We start from the raw sequence: 15306 nt of genomic DNA on the forward strand, positions 1-15306 counted from the left end.
TCAGAGGGACAGTTCGCGGCGGAAGAACTCCAGCTCCAGCGCCATGATCTTCTCCCGTGTCCCGCCCGGGGTCATGTGCGTGACGCCGGGCAGCGCGAGCAGCTGGTGCGGGCGGCCCGCGTCGGTGAGGGCCTGCGACAGGCGCAGGGTGTGGGAGGGGTGGACGTTGTCGTCGGCCAGGCCCGTGACAAGCAGCAGGGGCCGGGACAGCCGCGGCGCGTCGGGGATCAGCGAGTCCCGCTCGTAGACCTCGGGGTGTTCCTGCGGAAGGCCGAGGTAGCGCTCGGTGTAGGCGGTGTCGTAGTGCCGGAAGTCGGTCGGTGCGGCCCCGGCGGCCGCCGCGTGGAAGACGTCGGGCCGGCGCAGCACCGCCATCGCCGCCAGGTAGCCGCCGTAGGACCAGCCGCGGACGCCGACCCGGCCGAGGTCGAGGTCGCGGTGGCGTTCGCCGAGCGCTCGCAGCGCGGCGACCTGGTCCTCCAGGGTGACGTCCGAGAAGCCCCGGTACACGGCGTGGGTGTGGGCGGGGGAGACGTACGGGGTGCCCCGGTTGTCGACGGTGACCACGGCGAAGCCCTGGTCGGCCCACCACTGCCGGGCCTGCCAGCGGCGCGGTTCGGCGGAGACGTCCTGGAAGCCGGGGCCGCCGTAGGAGTCCATCAGCACGGGCAGCCTCCGGCCCGGGACGTGGCCGCGCGGCAGCACGAGGGCGGTCGGGAGCCCGAGTTCGGTGACCCGTTCCAGGACCGGCCGCACCCGGTACGGCAGCGGGGCGGACAGGTCGGCGGGCGTGAACTCGCGCCCGTCGGGGGTGCGTACGGTACGCCGGATGCCGTCGGTGTCGGCGCTGGTCAGCAGCAGGGTCCCGGCGTAGGCGGAGACGCCGTGCACGCCGGGCCCGTCGGCGAGCGGGGTCAGCTCGCCGGTGTCGGGGTCCAGCAGCAGCACCTGCTGTTCGGCGGGGTCGCGCAGTCCGGCCTCGATCAGCAGCCGGCCCTCGTGGAGGCCGGCGACCGCGCGGACCTGGATCCCCTCGCCGGTGAGGGGCTTCCCGTCGAGGGCGAGGCCGCGTGCGGTGCCCGCGGGAGTGTCGGCGGCGGTGAGCGTCCGCCCGTCGGGCAGCCGCGCCGGGGTGCCGGGCAGGAGGGGGTCGACCCACTGCGGGTGGGTGGTGCGGGACAGCTCGGTGGTGCGGCCGGTGGCCGGGTCGGCGGCGAGCAGGAGCACGTTGCGCTGGAGCCGGTCCTGCACGGTCAGCAGGATCTCGGTCGCGGACTCCCAGCCCGCGTCGCAGACGTAGGGGAAGGCCCCGGCGTCCCAGTCGAGCCGGACCCGGCCGCCGTCGGGGCCGAGCACCCACAGCTGCACGTCGGCGTTGGGGCCGCCCGCCTCGGGGTACGCGAAGTCCTCGGCCGGCAGCTCCGGGTGCGCCGGGTCGGCGAAGTGGCGGCGCTGGAGGGCGCTCTCGTCGACGCGGGCGGCGAGCAGGGTGACCCCGTCGGGGGACCACCAGTGGCCACGGGTGCGGCCCAGTTCCTCGGCGGCGGCGAACTCGGCCAGGCCCCAGCGGGCCCCGTCGGCGGGGCTGATCCGGCCGCCGGGGTGGACGTGGAGGGCGTCGTCTGCGACGTACGCGGTGCGCGAGCCGTCGGCGTTGGGGCGCGGGTCCAGGGCGGGGCCGGCAGCCGGGAGCGGCTCCGGCGCGGCGGTGCCGTCGCAGGTGACCGCGTACAGCCTGCCGTGGAGGGGGAAGACGGCGCGGCGGCCGTCGCCGGAGAGGGCGTAGGAGCCGATGCCGGCGGCGACGAGGCGGGTGCGTTCGCGCAGGCGGCGCTCGGCGAGGGGGAGTTCACCGGGCGCGGGGGAGAGTTCGCGCGGGTCGGCGAGCCGGGTTTCGGTGCCGGTGGCGGTGTCGAGGACCCAGAGGCCGTCGAGGGCGTCGGTGGGGCCCGTGGAGCGCAGGAACCAGAGGAGGCGGCCGTCGTCGCCGAACGAGAAGGCCCTGGGCGAGCCGTGGGTGAACCGGGCCGTGTCGGCGGAGAGCCTGAGGAATGCATCCATGATCGCATTGTGGCATGTGCAATATCACATAGCATAGACCATTCGAGTGGTGGCCCCTGGTCCACGGGCTTAGCGTCGACTAGTGGACCCGAACGCACTGCCGAACGACAACGGGACCGACGGCAAGGTCCGCGGGAGCGGAAACGGGCTGGCCCTGTTCGTGATTGCCTCCTGCCAGCTCATGGTCGTGCTCGACATCACCATCGTGAACATCGCGCTACCACACATCCAGACCGCGCTCGACTTCTCCACCGAGAGTCTGTCCTGGGTCGTCAACGCCTACACGCTGACCTTCGGCGGACTGCTCCTGCTGGGCGGCCGCACCGGCGACATCCTCGGCCGCAAACGCGTCTTCATCTTCGGCGTCCTGCTCTTCGGCCTGGCCTCCCTGCTCGGCGGACTCGCCCAGAACGAGGGCCAGCTGATGGCCGCCCGGGCCCTCCAGGGCGTCGGCGGAGCCATCGCCTCCCCGACCGCGCTCGCACTGATCACCACCACCTTCCGTGAAGGCCCGGCCCGCAACCGGGCCTTCGGCGTGTTCGCCGGCGTCTCCGCCGGCGGCGGTGCGATCGGGCTCATCGCGGGCGGGGTGCTGGTCGAATGGCTCAACTGGCGCTGGGTGTTCTTCGTCAACGTCCCGATCGCCCTGCTGATCGCCGTACTGGCCTCCCGCGTCCTGCGCGAGTCCGAACGCCACCCCGGACACTTCGACCTGATCGGCGCGCTGCTGGGCACCTGCGGCATGGTCTCCCTGGTGTACGGCTTCATCCGCGCCTCCCAGGAGGGCTGGCGCGACGGGATCACCCTCGCCTCCTTCGGCGCCGCCCTGGTCCTGCTGGTCCTGTTCGTCCTCAACGAGAGGCGCTCGCCGCAGCCGATCACACCGCTGTACATGTTCGCCGACCGCAACCGCGCCGGCACCTACGGGATCATGCTCTTCCTCGCCTGCGCGATCTTCGGCATGTTCTTCTTCCTGACCCTGTTCGTGCAGAACGTCCTCGGCTTCAGCCCGCTGCGCGCCGGACTCGCCTTCCTGCCGGTCAGCGTGATGGTCGCGCTCGCCGCCGGGACCGCCTCCCAACTGCTGCCGAAGTACGGGCCCAAGCCCTTCATGGTCGTCGGCGCGCTGTGCTGCGCCGTCGGACTGGGCTGGATGACCCGCACCGACGTCCACTCCACCTACGCGGGCAGCATCCTCGGCCCGCTCCTGGTCTTCGCCACCGGCATGGGACTCCAGTTCGTCTCGCTGACCCTGATGGCCCTGTCCAACGTCCCCGACCGGGAGTCCGGCGCCGCCTCCGGACTGCTCAACACCATGCAGCAGATCGGCGGATCGCTCGGACTGTCCATCCTGGTCACCGTCTTCGGCACGGCCAGCCGCAACGAGGCCAAGGAACAGGTGCCGGCCTTCCTCGGCTCGGCGAGCCCCGAACAGAAGGCCCTCTTCGCCCGCACCGGACAGCTCCCCAAGCCCTGGGCCGACCAGGTCCTGACCTCCGGAGTCAGCGCGGCCTTCGTGGCGGCCTCGCTCTTCACCCTCGTCGGCGCGGCCATCGCGGTCTTCGCGATCCAGGTCCGGCCCTCCGACCTGGAACGGCTCCAGGGCAACCACGCCCCGGCGGCCGTTCCGGGCGAGCGGGGCGGGTAGGCTCTGTCGATCATCGAAAACCGGGGGGAAAATCCGATGTTCCGATCCACCCTGCGCGGCGCCGCCGCGGCAGCCCTGACCGTCACCCTGGCGGCGCTCACCGTCTCCTGCGGGAACGGCGCCGAGCCGAAGGCCAAGGCCCCGTCGGCCTCGTCACCTGCCGCGGCCTCCTCGCCCGGCTCCTCCCCGCAGGCCCCCGCCGCCTCCCCGGCCGGCACGGGAACCCCCGCACCGGCCGCGACACCGACCGCGCGGCCCACGGCGAGCTCCCTGTCGTCCACCCCGCCCGAGCTCGTCCGGGACGCCTTCGCCGGACTCCAGGCGACCCTGAACGACTCCTGCACCCCGGGCAACTGCGCCTACTTCCTCGGCCGGGTGTACGACGAACTCCACCGCCTGGACCGTGCGATGAAGGCCGACCCGAAGGGCCCCGGCCACTTCCCCGAGCCCATCGCCCTCATCGTCAAGCTCGACAAGGAACTCGGCGGCGACCGCACCTTCGAGAACCTGAAGAAGCACCAGAACACGCTCACCGGCACCCGGGACGAGATCAACACCTGGATGCAGGACCACCCCGACGACTACCGCTGACGCGGGACCGGCCTAGCTCTGCGGGCGGCGGATCCGGCAGCGCGCCGGCCCCTCCGCCCGCAGGGTGATCCCGGCGCTCACCGGCACCTCGCTGTCCAGGGCCTCGAACTCGTACGCCCGCAGCAGCATCGCCAGCGCGATCACGGACTCCAGCATCGAGAAGTGCTGCCCGATGCAGGCGCGCGGGCCGCCGCCGAACGGGAACCACGCGTACCGGTGCCGGCCGGCCTCGGCCTCCGGCGCGAAGCGGTCGGGGTCGAAGCGCTCCGGGTCCTGCCAGTACCGGGGGTGGCGGTGCGTGACCCAGGGGGCCACGATCACGTCGGCCCCCGCCGGGACGGTGTGGCCCTCGATCTCGGTGGCGGCGACCGCCTTGCGACCGATGACCGGAGCCGCGGGGTAGAGCCGCATGGCCTCCTTGAGCACCTGCGTGAGGTACGGGAGGCGCTCCAGGTCACCGGCCTCGGGCACCCGTTCACCCAGCACGCTCCGCACCTCCGCGCGGGCCCGGGCCTGCGCCTCGGGGTGGCGGCCGAGCAGGTGCAGGGCGAAGGCCAGCGAGGTGGCGGTCGTCTCGTGTCCGGCGAGCAGGAAGACGAGCACCTGGTCGCGGAGTTCGGCGGGGTCGAAGGTGGCGTCGTCCTCGCCCCGCGCCCCGGCCAGCAGCGAGAGCAGGTCCTCGCCCCCCTCGCCCTCCTCGCCCTCCTCGCCCTGCGGCCGCCCGGACGGGGCCGCCCCGAGCCGCTGGTCGATGATCTTGTCGCAGACGGCGTACAGCTCCTCCAGCGCGGCGGCCGCCCGCCGGTTGCCGGGGGTCGGCCAGCCGCGCGGCAGGTTGGCGGGGGAGTAGCCCCGGCGCAGCACGTACTCCGTGATGACCGGAAAACACCGGTCCACGACGTCCACGGTGGCGTCGACATCGGCACCGAAGAGGATCCGGGAGACGGCGCGCAGGGCCAGGTGCATCATCTCGGCGCAGACGTCGACGATCCCGTCCTGTGCCTCGGCCCACGCGGCGAGGGTGCTGCGCGTCTCGGCGGCGACGGCCCCGGCGTAGCCGTCCACCCGCTTGCGGGTGAACAGCGGCTGGACCAGCCGGCGCTGACGCATGTAGTCGGCGTCCTGGCTGGTGAGCAGGCCGTTGCCGAAGGAGTCGCGGACCTCCTGGTAGAAGGCGTTGTCCTTGCGGAAGTTCGCGGCCTCGGAGGCCAGCACCCGCTGGGCGCCCTCCGCGGAGAACACGCAGTACAGCTCGGCGCGCAGCCCGGGCGGGCCGGCACTGATCCGCACGACGTCCCCGTGCCGCTGCCTGGCCCGCTCGTAGGTCCCGAGGGAGTCCGCCTTGAGGTCGAGGAGCGACCCGAGCAGCGGAACCCCTTCCAGGTCCGGAACCCGCACACCGTCAGCCATTGCCGCCCCCACCTCTGAACACCGTCCGACGAGGCCGATTCTGCCCGCCCGCCCCGCCCGGGATCGACCCCTGACAAGCCATCCGGCCGAATACCGCCGTCGGCGCCTGGAATCCGCTATGCGACGTGATGAGCCACCCTGGCACGCATTGCCATCCACATTCCGCTGACTGTTCGTCAGTTGATCACCGTGACGACATCTTCAGATCTCAGGATCCACGCGCTACCGTCCCCGCCTCTCCCAAGGAAGGACCACTCGCGTGAGATCCGTCTACCGTGCCGTCAGCGCGTCCGCCGTCGCCCTGGCCCTCGCCGCCACGCTGTCCCCCGTGGCCGCCCACGCCGCGCCCGCCGCCCCCGCGTCCGTCACCACCGCACCCGGCCGCGTCCTGTCCGTCCCCGGGCTGGTCAACGCCCGCGACCTCGGCGGCTACACCACCTACGACGGCAAGACCACCAAGTGGGCCACCGTCTACCGCACCGAGACCCTCTCCAAGCTCACCCCCGAAGGCGTCAACGCCGTCGGCGCGCTCGGCCTCGGCAAGGTCGTCGACCTCCGCACCACCCCGGAGATCTCCGCCGACGGCACCGACAAGCTCCCGGCCGGCGTGACCGCGGTGGCCCACCCGGTCGACGACACCAGCCTCTTCGCGTTCATCGGCGGTGTGGTCCGCTCCAAGGACCCGGTCTACCAGCAGGCGCAGCTCGGCAACGGCGCGGCGGAAGTGCGCATGACCGCCCTCTACAGGCGCTTCGTCACCAACCCGGCCAACCGGGCCCAGCTCGGTGCCGCGATCAAGGACGTCGCCGGCTCCACCAGGCCGATCGCGTTCCACTGCTCGGCGGGCAAGGACCGCACCGGCGTCCTCGCGGACACGATTCTGCGCGCCGTCGGCGTCCCGGCCTCCACCTCGGAGCAGGACTACCTCCTCTCCAACAGCCTGCGCGCCGCGTCGGACAAGGCCCTGCGCGACCAGGTCAAGGCGGCCGGGTACATGCAGAACCCGGACCTGCTGATCCCGCTCCAGGAAGTCCGCGGCGACTACCTCGCCGCCTTCCGCAACCAGGCCGTGGCCGACTACGGCAGCTTCGGCGCCTTCCTCACCGACGGCCTCGGCCTGACCCCGTCGGACCTCCTCAAACTCCGCACACGCACCGTCGCCTGACCCGGAAATCGACGAAGGCCCCCGCCTGGCCCGGCTCGTGCCGGGGGCGGGGCGGGGGCGGGTCAGGGCCCTCGGTGACGGCTCGGAGCCTTCTTCGGCATGGGCTACGGAGGGAAACGCGTTGGTCAGGCTGCCCGTGCGGTGACCAGTAGGGTCCCGAGCGCGCCTCTGTCCGGATTCGGGACGACATCGGCCTGGACGTCCGCGAAGCCGTGGCGCTTGATGAGGTCGCCCCACTGCGCGGGAGTGTGCTGCCAGCGCAGCACGGTCAGTTCGGTCCGGCGGCCCTCCAGCCACTTCCCGCCCATCTCCTGGGCGCCGTACTGGCCGGCGACGGGTTCGCGGTGGGAAAAGGCGAAGATGCCCCCGGGGGAGAGGCGGCGGGCGACGCGGGGGAACAGCTCGTCGGGGTCGGTGAACCAGACAGCGCCCCAGGTCGAGTAGATGGCGTCCCACAGCCGCACGTCCTGGTCGAGGAAGGCACAGGCTTCGGCCTGGACGAACTCCAGGTTCGCCTCGTCGTGCCAGAACCTGCGGGCGCGGTCGACCTGGACGGGGGAGAAGTCCACGGCAGTGACCTCCACGCCGGAACGGGCGAGGAAGGCGGCGTTCTCGCCCTCGGCCGGCCCCAGGTCGAGCGCGGTCTTCGGGGTGCCGAGGATCTCGGCACCGGGGCCGGTGCCGGGCAGGCCGGTCCAGTCGAAGCGGTCCGCGGCCGGGCGGGGCTGCGGTTCCTCGCCACGGTGGGGGCGGTACTTGTCCCAGTACTCGGCTGCGGTGCTGGGGGCGGCGCTGGTCATTGAGGCGACCTCCGGGAAGGGTGCCGTGTCGAGGGGCGCCACGCTATCGACGCTGTCCTCGGGGCAGTGCGAAAGACGGGAACTCGCATGTATACGAACAAGGGGATCCCGGAGGTGCGCGGGGCACCTCCGGGTTCGAGTGGGCCTACGGCCCTACGGGCTCAGTGGCACTTGGAGCCGGGGTGGCACGGGCCGCACTTGGCGTAGTCGGCTTCCCACAGCTTCCAGTCCACCTCGAACCCGTTGTCGTGGATGATCTGTGCGGTCCGCTCCACGGAGCCGTCGTATTTGAACGCGATCTCGGGGATGTGCTCCAGGAACCGGCCGCGGAAGTGCTCGGCGCAGAACTCGCGGTAGTTCTTGGTGTCGAGGATGAACACGTGCACGGCGATGTCCACGATCCGGCCGCAGCACATCTCCAGCGGGACCGGCTCGTCCCACTTCTCCATCGCGGTGATGAGGTAGGTGACCGCCGCGTGGAACAGCCGGGTCGCCATCACCTCGTCGAAGGGGTAGTCGCGCATCAGCAGCGTGATCTCGCGGTCCCAGACCTCAGGCTTCACGAAGTCGCGCGGGTTGCGGTACCGGCCGGCTCCTGTGGTGTCGACGGGCCTGGTCAGCATCTCGGCCATGTCGTGCTCCTCTCGACCATCTTCGAGTGGTGCATGGGTCCGGAGCCGGTGGGACTACTCCGGGGCGCGTCCACCAACGTAGGGAGGGGCCCGAGAGGGCGCCAATGCAGTTGCGGCTAATTGCGGAATCTCAACCGAGGGAGTCGAGCGCGGCGGCGATCAGCGCGCGCGCGTTGTCGCCGTAGACCGCCATCTTCGCCAGGTCCTCGAACGCCTTGGCATAGTCGGCGAGTTCGCGGGGCTGGGTGATGCCGATCCTGGCCGTGAGGGTTTCCACGGCCACCTGGCGGTCGTCGTACAGGTAGAACGCTTCCAGGGGCCACACCGTGCGCTCGGCGGCGAAGGGGATGATCCCGAGCGAGACGGATGCGAGCGGCATCACGGTGAGCAGGTGACGGAGTTGCCCCGCCATCGCGTCCGCGTCGCCGATCCGGGAACGCAGCACCCACTCCTCCATCAGGACGGCGTACCGGTGGTTGCCCTCGTAGAGGAAGCGTGAGCGGGCAACGCGGGCGGCCACGGCTTCCGTCACGTCGTCGGGGGTGCCCTGGAAGCGCGTGATGCTCCTCAGTAGCGCGGCGGCGTAGGCGGGGGTCTGGAGGAACCCGGGCACGACGTTGGAGACGTAGACGCGCTGGAGCGACGCCTTGGCGTTGGAGGCGTAGGCGTTCCCCTGGGACCGGCGCAGCCCGGTGCGGTGGAGGCGCCGCCACTCTTGATACATGGAGTCGACAGCGCGAGAGATGGCGATCAGATCGTCCACCTGGTCCGCGGCACCGCAGGCAGCGCACCAGGCCCGGATGTCGGAGTCGGACGGGGCGACCTCGCCCTTCTGGATGCGGGTGGTCTTCGCGGGGTGCCAGTCGCACAGGGCGGACAGCTTCCGTCCGGTGAGACCGGCGTCCCTGCGCAGGTGCGCGAGGCGCACGGCGAGGGCTTCACGGGCCGCCTGTGCGCTGGAGGAGGGGGACGCGGGCACGGGCGTGGTGGTCAGACGGTGTACCGGTCGTGCGGGATCCCGCGCTCCCACACCGTCTCGAAGGCCGACGCGCACAGCTTCACCACGGCGGGGTCCTCGGTCCGTACCTTCGGCTCATCAGGGTGCCAGTCACCGGTCCCCGTCCAGTTGTGCAGCTGGACAAGGCGGCCGTCGAACAGCCAGAAGTCGGTGCCCGGCAACGCGATGTCGAAGGCGCGGCGGCGGGGGAGCCAGCGGACCTGTTCCCCCGCGTCGATGTTCATCTGAGTGCCGGCGTGCTCGTAGCGGATGTAGTCGCTCACCGGCTCGGAGACGATGCGGGCGCGGCGCATGACGACGCCCCGGGCGGTGGCGGCCGAGACATTGTTCAGCCAGCTGGAGCGCTCCGCCCGCTGGGCTTCCTCGCTCCACTCGCCGCGCAGGAATGCCGCGAAGGTGTCGGCCTCGCCGGCCACCCCGTAGCTGTCACGCATCTCCAGGTGGACTGCTGACGTCTGCGTCTGCTCCAGCAGCTCCGCGAAGCTGGGCGCGTTCTGCGGCATTGCACGCCTCCCTCAAGATCGGCACCATGCGGGCCGGGATACGGATCACTGTCTCGTGGGCGGGGATGCCCGGAGCGTGGCCGGGGACCCACTGGATCTCGTGGATGTGTGTCCGTAGGACTTCCTCGGCGGTCACCCCCTGGAGGACCAGGTCGGCGGTCTCCTCCTCCACCCATACCGTGGGAGAGCCCTCCTCGCCGGTGTTGGGATCCATCCCGACGAACTGTAGATCCATGGTGATCTCCCCTGTCCGACCGGTTGCGGGTGCTTGCGCATGAGACTTCTCTCCGAGTCCAGGTGCGTCAAGGGGCCCCTTCAGCCAAGACGAGCGGCCGTCCCGTCACCGTGTCCGGCACCTCGGCCCGTGGTGTCGGGTCGCCATCCGTGCCCTGCGGTACTCCGCCGACCCTTCGGCACCTGACGGTACTGCTGCGCCTTCACCGGATCCCTGTCCGAGGCTGCCGACATGGAGGAGGCCTGGCACGAGGAAGGCCCCGCCTTGTCCGGAGGGTTCCGGGGGCGGGGCCTTCGTGCTGCGCCGGGGCGGCTCAGATGTCGCGGAAGATCTCGATCTGCGCGCCCACCGAGTTGAGGCGTTCGGCGAGTTCCTCGTAGCCGCGGTTGATGACGTAGACGTTGCGCAGGACCGAGGTGCCCTCGGCCGCCATCATGGCCAGGAGGACGACCACCGCCGGGCGGAGGGCCGGGGGGCACATCATCTCGGCCGCGCGCCAGCGGGTGGGGCCCTCGACCAGGACGCGGTGGGGGTCCAGGAGCTGGAGGCGGCCGCCGAGGCGGTTGAGGTCGGTCAGGTAGATGGCCCGGTTGTCGTACACCCAGTCGTGGATCAGGGTCTTGCCCTGCGCGGACGCGGCGATGGCGGCGAAGAACGGGACGTTGTCGATGTTCAGCCCGGGGAACGGCATCGGGTGGATCTTGTCGATCGGGGCTTCGAGCTTGGAGGGGCGGACCGTGAGGTCGACCAGGCGGGTGCGGCCGTTGTCGGCGACGTACTCCGCGGAGCGGTCGTGGTCGAGGCCCATCTCCTCCAGGACCGCGAGCTCGATCTCCATGAACTCGATCGGGACGCGGCGGATGGTGAGCTCGGACTCGGTCACCACGGCGGCGGCCAGGAGGCTCATCGCCTCGACCGGGTCCTCGGAGGGGGAGTAGTCCACGTCGGCGTCGATGACGGGGACGCCGTGCACGGTCAGGGTGGTCGTGCCGATGCCCTCGACCTTGACGCCCAGCGCCTCCAGGAAGAAGCAGAGGTCCTGGACCATGTAGTTGGAGGAGGCGTTGCGGATGACGGTGACGCCGTCGTGGCGGGCCGCGGCCAGCAGGGCGTTCTCGGTGACCGTGTCCCCGCGCTCGGTCAGGACGATGGGGCGGTCGGGGGCGACCCCCGCCTCGACCTTCGCGTGGTAGATGCCCTCGGTCGCGGTGATGTCCAGGCCGAAGCGGCGCAGGGCGATCATGTGGGGCTCGATGGTGCGGGTGCCGAGGTCGCAGCCGCCGGCGTACGGCAGGCGGAACTGGTCCAGGCGGTGCAGCAGCGGGCCCAGGAACATGATGATGCTGCGGGTGCGGACGGCCGCGTCCGCGTCGATGGCGTCCATGTCGAGGCGGGCCGGCGGGACGATCTCCAGGTCCACGCCGTCGTTGATCCAGCGGGTGCGGACGCCGATGGAGTTCAGGACCTCCAGGAGGCGGTAGACCTCCTCGATGCGGGCGACCCGGCGCAGGACCGTGCGGCCCTTGTTGAGCAGGGACGCGCACAGCAGCGCCACGCACGCGTTCTTGCTCGTCTTGACGTCGATGGAACCGGACAGCCGGCGGCCGCCGACGACGCGCAGGTGCATCGGGCCGGCGTAGCCCAGGGAGACGATCTCGCTGTCGAGCGCTTCACCGATTCGGGCGATCATCTCAAGGCTGATGTTCTGATTGCCGCGCTCGATGCGGTTCACGGCGCTCTGGCTCGTGCCGAGGGCGTCCGCGAGCTGACTCTGCGTCCAGCCCCGGTGCTGCCGGGCGTCACGGATGAGCTTGCCGATGCGTACGAGGTAGTCGTCTGCCATGGGTGCACCGTATCTCAGATATGAGATGTGGATCGCCCGGGGCGTGGCGGACGGGTGTTATCGACCCGTCAGATTGCCCGTACGGCCCAACAGGGCTTGCGCCGCGCCGACTCCGCCAACTCCTCTGTGTGACTCCCCTTTGTGCGGATGTATCGGGCATATGCGGATGGGTCGCCTGTTGTCCTGCTCGCGCCGATCGTGCTTTTCGGTCGGGTGGCGGAGCCGGGCGTGGCGGCGCCGGCGGCGCGCGGCGGCGCCCGCCCGGGCGGTGTCCGGGCGTGCCGGAGCGGCCGCCCGGTGGACGGCTCCGGCGGGGCGCGAGGTGTGCACCTCGTGCCCGCCCCTCGACATGTACTAGAGTTATCTCGACATCGAGATATCTGCCGAAGGCGTACCGCAGCCGCCCCCGCTGGTAAGGGTTACCTAACTTAGCCTTACCTTAGCGGATTGGCCACAGGGCGTGGCGGCAGGATTGCGGTTATACGCGCGAGATCATGCATGAAGGAGACTGTCGTGTCGGCGAACAGCTTCGACGCCCGCAGCACGCTGCAGGTGGGCGACGAGTCGTACGAGATCTTCCGGCTGGACAAGGTTGAGGGCGCCGCCCGCCTTCCCTACAGCCTGAAGGTCCTGCTGGAGAACCTGCTCCGCACCGAGGACGGCGCGAACATCACCGCCGACCACATCCGGGCCCTCGGCGGCTGGGACTCCCAGGCGCAGCCCAGCCAGGAGATCCAGTTCACGCCGGCGCGCGTGATCATGCAGGACTTCACCGGCGTCCCCTGCGTCGTGGACCTCGCCACCATGCGTGAGGCCGTGAAGGAGCTCGGCGGCGACCCGTCCAAGGTCAACCCGCTCTCCCCGGCCGAGCTGGTCATCGACCACTCGGTCATCGCCGACAAGTTCGGCACCAAGGACGCGTTCGCCCAGAACGTGGAGCTGGAGTACGGCCGCAACAAGGAGCGCTACCAGTTCCTGCGCTGGGGCCAGACCGCCTTCGACGACTTCAAGGTCGTCCCCCCGGGCACCGGCATCGTCCACCAGGTCAACATCGAGCACCTGGCCCGCACGGTCATGGTCCGTAACGGTCAGGCGTACCCCGACACCCTCGTCGGCACCGACTCGCACACCACCATGGTCAACGGCCTCGGCGTCCTCGGCTGGGGCGTCGGCGGCATCGAGGCCGAGGCCGCGATGCTCGGCCAGCCGGTCTCCATGCTGATCCCCCGCGTCGTCGGCTTCAAGCTGACCGGCGAGCTGCCGACCGGCACCACCGCCACCGACCTGGTCCTCACGATCACCGAGATGCTGCGCAAGCACGGCGTCGTCGGCAAGTTCGTCGAGTTCTACGGTGAGGGCGTCGCCGCCACCTCCCTCGCGAACCGCGCCACCATCGGCAACATGTCGCCGGAGTTCGGCTCCACCGCCGCGATCTTCCCGATCGACGGCGAGACCCTGAAGTACCTCAAGCTCACCGGCCGCTCCGAGCAGCAGGTCGCGCTCGTCGAGGCGTACGCCAAGGAGCAGGGCCTGTGGCTGGACCCGGCCGCCGAGCCGGACTTCTCCGAGAAGCTGGAGCTCGACCTCTCCACGGTCGTCCCCTCCATCGCCGGCCCGAAGCGCCCGCAGGACCGCATCGTCCTGGCCAACGCCGCCCAGCAGTTCGCGGTGGACGTCCTGAACTACGTGGACGACGCCGACGAGGCGGGCAAGGAGTCCTTCCCGGCCTCCGACGCCCCGGCCGCCACCAACGGCGTCCCGAGCCGCCCGACCCAGGTCACCCTGGCCGACGGCACCTCCTTCGAGATCGACCACGGCGCCGTCACCGTCGCCGCGATCACCTCCTGCACCAACACCTCGAACCCCTACGTCATGGTCGCCGCGGCGCTCGTGGCCAAGAAGGCGGTCGAGAAGGGCCTGACCCGCAAGCCGTGGGTCAAGACCACCCTGGCCCCGGGCTCGAAGGTCGTCACCGACTACTTCGACAAGGCCGGCCTGACCCCGTACCTCGACAAGATGGGCTTCAACCTCGTCGGGTACGGCTGCACCACCTGCATCGGCAACTCCGGTCCGCTGGACGAGGAGATCTCGCAGGCGATCAACGAGCACGACCTCGCGGTCACCTCGGTCCTCTCGGGCAACCGCAACTTCGAGGGCCGCATCAACCCCGACGTCAAGATGAACTACCTGGCCTCCCCGCCGCTGGTCGTCGCGTACGCCATCGCGGGCTCCATGAAGGTGGACATCACGACGGAGGCCATCGGCACCGACGCCGAGGGCAACCCGGTCTTCCTCAAGGACATCTGGCCCTCCGAGGCCGAGGTCAACGACGTCGTCGCCAACGCCATCGGCGAGGACATGTTCTCGAAGTCCTACGAGGACGTCTTCGCGGGTGACGCCCAGTGGCAGGCGCTGCCGATCCCGACCGGCAACACCTTCGAGTGGGACACCGAGTCCACCTACGTCCGCAAGCCCCCCTACTTCGAGGGCATGACGATGGAGACCACCCCGGTCTCCGACATCGCCGGCGCCCGCGTGCTGGCGAAGCTGGGCGACTCGGTCACCACCGACCACATCTCCCCGGCCGGTGCGATCAAGGCCGACACCCCGGCCGGCAAGTACCTCACGGAGCACGGCGTCGAGCGCCGCGACTTCAACTCGTACGGTTCCCGCCGCGGCAACCACGAGGTCATGATCCGCGGTACCTTCGCCAACATCCGCCTGCGCAACCAGATCGCGCCGGGCACCGAGGGCGGCTTCACCCGCGACTTCACCGTCGAGGGCGCGCCGGTCTCCTTCATCTACGACGCCTCCCAGAACTACCAGGCCGCCGGCATCCCGCTGGTCATCCTGGCGGGCAAGGAGTACGGCTCCGGCTCGTCCCGCGACTGGGCGGCCAAGGGCACCGCGCTGCTCGGCGTCAAGGCCGTCATCGCCGAGTCCTACGAGCGCATCCACCGCTCGAACCTGATCGGCATGGGCGTCCTGCCGCTCCAGTTCCCCGAGGGCGCCACCGCGGCCTCCCTGGGCCTCACCGGCGAGGAGACCTTCTCCTTCACCGGTGTGGAGGAGCTGAACAACGGCACCACCCCGCGCACGGTCAAGGTCACCACCGACACCGGTGTCTCCTTCGACGCGGTCGTCCGCATCGACACGCCGGGTGAGGCGGACTACTACCGCAACGGCGGCATCATGCAGTACGTCCTGCGGAACCTCATCCGCGGCTAAGGGCGCGCCAGGCGGAGCGATCCGCCGTCAGTCGGCACCATAGGGCCGTACCCCCGTTAAGGGGGTGCGGCCCTTCCGCTTTTCGCGGCGGCGGTCCCAGGCAACGGACAGGTCTCAACTCGGAAAAGCCGGGAACGATCCTTGTGCACGATCTTGCTCAGTCGAGCGGAAG

General features: G+C 70.7%; 12 protein-coding genes. 4 read left to right on the forward strand and 8 right to left on the reverse strand.

Annotated features, from left to right (window positions below; all coding sequences use genetic code 11):
- The gene (locus D1J60_RS27475; protein ID WP_125822884.1) at positions 1–2061 is read right to left on the reverse strand and encodes an alpha/beta fold hydrolase; all 2061 of its coding nucleotides are present in this window, start codon (positions 2059–2061) and stop codon (positions 1–3) included.
- Positions 2062–2143: 82 nt separating this feature from the next.
- Between D1J60_RS27475 and D1J60_RS27480 the strand changes: the two genes are divergently transcribed.
- Both D1J60_RS27480 and D1J60_RS27485 read left to right on the forward strand, forming a co-directional pair.
- Positions 2144–3709, forward strand: coding sequence for an MFS transporter (locus D1J60_RS27480; protein WP_241253410.1), 1566 nt, complete (start codon positions 2144–2146; stop codon positions 3707–3709).
- Positions 3710–3745: 36 nt separating this feature from the next.
- Positions 3746–4300, forward strand: a complete 555-nt coding sequence (locus D1J60_RS27485) for a hypothetical protein (protein ID WP_125822885.1) — start codon at positions 3746–3748, stop codon at positions 4298–4300.
- A gap of 12 nt (positions 4301–4312) precedes the next feature.
- Here the strand turns inward: D1J60_RS27485 and D1J60_RS27490 are convergent, their stop codons facing one another.
- On the reverse strand, positions 4313–5710 hold the full coding sequence (locus D1J60_RS27490) for a cytochrome P450 (RefSeq protein WP_125822886.1): 1398 nt from the start codon (positions 5708–5710) through the stop codon (positions 4313–4315).
- A 259-nt stretch (positions 5711–5969) separates the two neighbouring features.
- Here D1J60_RS27490 and D1J60_RS27495 point away from each other — a divergent pair, with 259 nt between their 5' ends.
- A complete protein-coding gene (locus D1J60_RS27495) occupies positions 5970–6875 on the forward strand; it encodes a tyrosine-protein phosphatase (protein ID WP_125822887.1) in 906 nt (301 codons plus the stop codon).
- 125 nt (positions 6876–7000) lie between these two features.
- Here the strand turns inward: D1J60_RS27495 and D1J60_RS27500 are convergent, their stop codons facing one another.
- The 6 genes from D1J60_RS27500 to D1J60_RS27525 all read right to left on the reverse strand — a co-directional run bounded on the left by D1J60_RS27500 (position 7001) and on the right by D1J60_RS27525 (position 11906).
- A complete protein-coding gene (locus D1J60_RS27500; RefSeq protein WP_125822888.1) occupies positions 7001–7675 on the reverse strand; it encodes a class I SAM-dependent methyltransferase in 675 nt (224 codons plus the stop codon).
- 161 nt (positions 7676–7836) lie between these two features.
- Entirely contained in the window at positions 7837–8307 is a 471-nt protein-coding gene (locus tag D1J60_RS27505; protein WP_241253411.1) for a hypothetical protein, read from the reverse strand.
- A gap of 130 nt (positions 8308–8437) precedes the next feature.
- Positions 8438–9286 (reverse strand): helix-turn-helix transcriptional regulator, encoded by an 849-nt coding sequence (locus tag D1J60_RS27510; protein ID WP_125822889.1) that lies wholly within the window; start codon positions 9284–9286, stop codon positions 8438–8440.
- An 11-nt stretch (positions 9287–9297) separates the two neighbouring features.
- Entirely contained in the window at positions 9298–9828 is a 531-nt protein-coding gene (locus D1J60_RS27515; RefSeq protein WP_125822890.1) for a DUF6879 family protein, read from the reverse strand.
- On the reverse strand, positions 9752–10063 hold the full coding sequence (locus tag D1J60_RS38225; RefSeq protein ID WP_125822891.1) for a hypothetical protein: 312 nt from the start codon (positions 10061–10063) through the stop codon (positions 9752–9754). Before D1J60_RS38225 ends, D1J60_RS27515 begins: the two co-directional genes overlap by 77 nt.
- Before the next feature lie 313 nt (positions 10064–10376).
- Positions 10377–11906, reverse strand: a complete 1530-nt coding sequence (locus tag D1J60_RS27525; protein WP_125599594.1) for a UDP-N-acetylglucosamine 1-carboxyvinyltransferase — start codon at positions 11904–11906, stop codon at positions 10377–10379.
- Between the two features lie 513 nt (positions 11907–12419).
- Between D1J60_RS27525 and acnA the strand changes: the two genes are divergently transcribed.
- Positions 12420–15134 carry an aconitate hydratase AcnA gene (acnA, locus tag D1J60_RS27530; RefSeq protein WP_125822892.1) on the forward strand — a complete coding sequence of 905 codons (2715 nt, stop codon included), beginning with the start codon at positions 12420–12422 and terminating at the stop codon, positions 15132–15134.
- Positions 15135–15306: the final 172 nt, after the last annotated feature.

The organism is Streptomyces sp. W1SF4 (assembly GCF_003950035.1).
In the GTDB taxonomy this organism is placed as follows: Bacteria; Actinomycetota; Actinomycetes; order Streptomycetales; family Streptomycetaceae; genus Streptomyces; species Streptomyces racemochromogenes.

Coding starts and splice junctions, on each gene's coding strand:
- D1J60_RS27505 (WP_241253411.1), bottom strand. CDS start 8,307: ATGGCCGAGATGCTGACCAGGCCCGTCGACACCACAGGAGCCGGCCGG.
- D1J60_RS27500 (WP_125822888.1), bottom strand. CDS start 7,675: ATGACCAGCGCCGCCCCCAGCACCGCAGCCGAGTACTGGGACAAGTAC.
- D1J60_RS27515 (WP_125822890.1), bottom strand. CDS start 9,828: ATGCCGCAGAACGCGCCCAGCTTCGCGGAGCTGCTGGAGCAGACGCAG.
- D1J60_RS27525 (WP_125599594.1), bottom strand. CDS start 11,906: ATGGCAGACGACTACCTCGTACGCATCGGCAAGCTCATCCGTGACGCC.
- D1J60_RS27485 (WP_125822885.1), top strand. CDS start 3,746: ATGTTCCGATCCACCCTGCGCGGCGCCGCCGCGGCAGCCCTGACCGTC.
- D1J60_RS38225 (WP_125822891.1), bottom strand. CDS start 10,063: ATGGATCTACAGTTCGTCGGGATGGATCCCAACACCGGCGAGGAGGGC.
- D1J60_RS27475 (WP_125822884.1), bottom strand. CDS start 2,061: ATGGATGCATTCCTCAGGCTCTCCGCCGACACGGCCCGGTTCACCCAC.
- D1J60_RS27490 (WP_125822886.1), bottom strand. CDS start 5,710: ATGGCTGACGGTGTGCGGGTTCCGGACCTGGAAGGGGTTCCGCTGCTC.